We start from the raw sequence: 2,746 nt of genomic DNA, 5'->3' as shown, positions 1-2,746 counted from the left end.
GCACGGCGTCGTTGTCGCCTTCGTTCTCGAATTCGACCACCAACCGCCCCAGGGCGCCCTCGACGTGGGCCGCGGCCACCCCCGGAATTCGGCGGACCGGCTCCTCCACGGCGGGGGCGTGATCGTGCCAGCCGGGGAAAGGCAGCAACGGATCCAGGTCCAGATGCACCCGCCGCCCGCTCTGCCACCGGATCGGCGGGGTGACGCCGCGCCCGGAACCGTTGGTGGGTCCGGTCAATCCGATGGCGCGGCCCGTGGTCTGGGCCATGGACTGCACGACCGGGACCGCCAGTTCGGCGACCGGGCTGGCCAGATTCTGCAGGGCGTCCGCGGCGCCGGCAGCGGTGGAGATGCCGGCTCGCACTACCTGCGCGGCTCCGTCGGTCATGCCGGCGACGACGCTGGCAACGCCGGGAATCCTCACTCAGTCACCCTTCGATTACGTCTACCGCGCCTAATGATGCTGGGGGGCATGGGGCCTGTCCACATTTGCGGGCCATGCGGCGGCACCGATGACTCCGCTGGGTCGGCCTTCCTTCGGTGACCGGAGGTGCGGTCGCTTCCCTGCGGACAGGTTACCGGCTGGAGGGAAAACCAAACGTGCTGAACAGGCCCGGGTCGAGGAAGACGGTGATGGTGGCGATCCCGTCGGCGCCCGCGGTGAGGACGTGGATGGAATGGGCGCGCATCGCCCCGTCGGCGTCGCGGCGGTATTCGGCGACCGCGGGTTGCGCGTTGGCGGCCGTCGGGATCATCGCGATATCCCCGGCCTTGGTGAAAGCGCGTGCGGCGAGGAATCGCCGCACGGGGTCGCGGCCGGTGAACCACACATCCAGGGGCGGCATTTCGAGTTTCACGTCCGCTTGCAGCAGCGCGGTGAGCGCGGCCATGTCGGCGTTCTCGAAGGCGGCGCAGTAGCGGTCGAGCAGTTCGCGGCGCGCGGCATCGTCGGGCTCGGACAGGGTGTCCTCGGTGGGGGAGAGCTCCGCGAGGCGGGCACGCGCCCGCTGCAGCGAGCTGTTGACCGCGGCCGGCGTGGTTTCGAGCAGCTCGGCCACCTCGGCGGCGGTGAACTGCACGACGTCGCGCAGGATGAGTACCGCTCGCTGGCGGGCGGGAAGTTCCTGCAGGGCCGTCATCACCGCCAGCCGCAGGCTTTGCCGCGCGGTGACGTTGTCCTCGGGGGTGGCCATCAGCGAGTCGGGGATCGGCTCCAGCCACTCGTGCGCACCGTCGGTCGCGTCGAGGCCGGCCTCCGGGTCGATCGATCCGTCGCCCAGCCCGGCCGGCAGCACCCGGCGGGCGCGGTTCTGCAGGGCCCGCAGGCACGCGGTCGTCGCGATCCGATACAGCCACGTCCGCAACGCCGCCCGTTCCTCGAAGGCCGGGTAGCCACGCCAGCCGTTGAGGTAGGTCTCCTGAACCAGGTCCTCGGCGTCGTGCACCGACCCGAGCATGCGGTAGCAGTGCGCGATGAGCTCCGCGCGGAACGGCGCCGCCTGCGCGATGAAATCCTCCCTCGCCGGCATGGCTTCTCCTGTCTGGGCTGCGACCGAACGCTACTCCAGTACAGAGACGGCGGGCCGCCGAAATTCATCGGTTCCCCGGCGATGAATTCGCGCGCCGCGCCGCCTCTCAATTGGTGGACGCACATTCCCTAGCGAGAGCGAGGACGACCATGAACGAGCCCGTGAGCACCGCCGGCCTGGCCGGCACCACGGCAATCGTCACCGGGGCGAGCCGCGGCTTCGGCCGCGCGATCGCCGGCGCCCTGGCGGGGGCCGGCGCCGAGGTGGTCGGTGTGGCGCGCAACCGAACCGGTCTCGACGAAACGCGCGACGAGCTGGGCGACGCTTTCGTCCCGGTGGTCGCCGACGCCTCCTACGCCGCGACCGCGCAGCGGCTGATCGACACGTACCGGCCGCACACGCTCGTGTTGGGTGCCGGGGCGGCGCCCCACATGAGCCCCATCCAGGATCAGAGCTGGGACAGCTTCAGCCAGAACTGGAATGTCGATGTCGCGCAAGCCTTTCACTGGACCCGCCACGCGCTGCGACGTCCGCTGGCGCCGGGCAGCTCGGTGATCCTCATGTCCAGCGGCGCCGCTGTGGCCGGTTCGCCGCTGAGTGGGGGCTACGCGGGGGCGAAGGCGACGGTCAGGTTCATCGCCGGCTACGCCGCCGTCGAATCGCAGCGCGCCGGGTTGGGGATCCGCTTCGTGTCCGTCCTGCCGCGGTTGACGCCGGCCACCGACCTGGGCGCCAAGGCCGTCGCGGCTTACGCCGAACGCCAAGGCCTCGACGTCGAGGCGTTCGCGCGGGCCGCGGGGCCGGCCCTCACCCCGGAACAGGTGGGCCGGTCCGTCCTGGGGATCGCCATCGGCGCGCCCGGCGGCGAGGACGCCTACCTGCTCACCTCGACGGGCCTGTCGGCGGTGGCCTGATGTCACTCAAAACCACAAGGAGGACAACGACAATGAACACACCCCCCATCGTGTCCGCCCGCGACTGGGCGGCCGCGCGTGAACGGCTACTGGCCAAAGAGAAGGAAGTGATGCGCGCCCGCGACGCCCTGGGGGCGGCGCGCCGCCGGATGCCGTGGCTGGCCGTCGAGAAGGAATACGCGTTCGAGGGGCCCGGGGGCAGGGCAAACCTGCTGGAGCTGTTCGCCCGCCGGCGGCAGCTCATCGTGTACCGCGCCTTCTTCGAGCCGGGCGTGGACGGCTGGCCGGACCATGCGTGCCGCG

General features: G+C 71.2%; 3 protein-coding genes and 1 pseudogene. 2 read left to right on the top strand and 2 right to left on the bottom strand.

What is annotated here, in order from left to right; genetic code table 11:
• The coding region (locus A9X04_RS15115) for a hypothetical protein (RefSeq protein WP_156764366.1) at positions 1-424 on the bottom strand (424 nt) is incomplete at its 3' end.
• 151 nt (positions 425-575) lie between these two features.
• Positions 576-1,556: pseudogene (locus A9X04_RS15110) on the bottom strand (sigma-70 family RNA polymerase sigma factor); the annotation flags it as partial.
• 122 nt (positions 1,557-1,678) lie between these two features.
• On the opposite strand from A9X04_RS15110, the gene A9X04_RS15105 reads away from it, so the two are divergent.
• Together A9X04_RS15105 and A9X04_RS15100 are read left to right on the top strand one after the other, a co-directional pair.
• Positions 1,679-2,443: an SDR family oxidoreductase gene (locus A9X04_RS15105; protein WP_067921729.1), complete on the top strand. Its 765-nt coding sequence runs from the start codon at positions 1,679-1,681 to the stop codon at positions 2,441-2,443.
• 32 nt (positions 2,444-2,475) lie between these two features.
• Positions 2,476-2,746 (top strand): DUF899 family protein (locus A9X04_RS15100; RefSeq protein ID WP_156764365.1); only part of this gene is annotated, 271 nt, incomplete at its 3' end.

It is taken from the genome of Mycobacterium sp. E3247 (genome assembly GCF_001667785.1).
Taxonomy (GTDB): domain Bacteria; phylum Actinomycetota; class Actinomycetes; order Mycobacteriales; family Mycobacteriaceae; genus Mycobacterium.
Note: the sequence above shows the minus strand (reverse complement) of the source record. Positions and strands in the feature narration are given on the sequence as shown.

Excerpts from the sequence above, each read along its gene's own strand:
- A9X04_RS15105 (WP_067921729.1), top strand. The coding sequence starts at position 1,679 with ATGAACGAGCCCGTGAGCACCGCCGGCCTGGCCGGCACCACGGCAATC.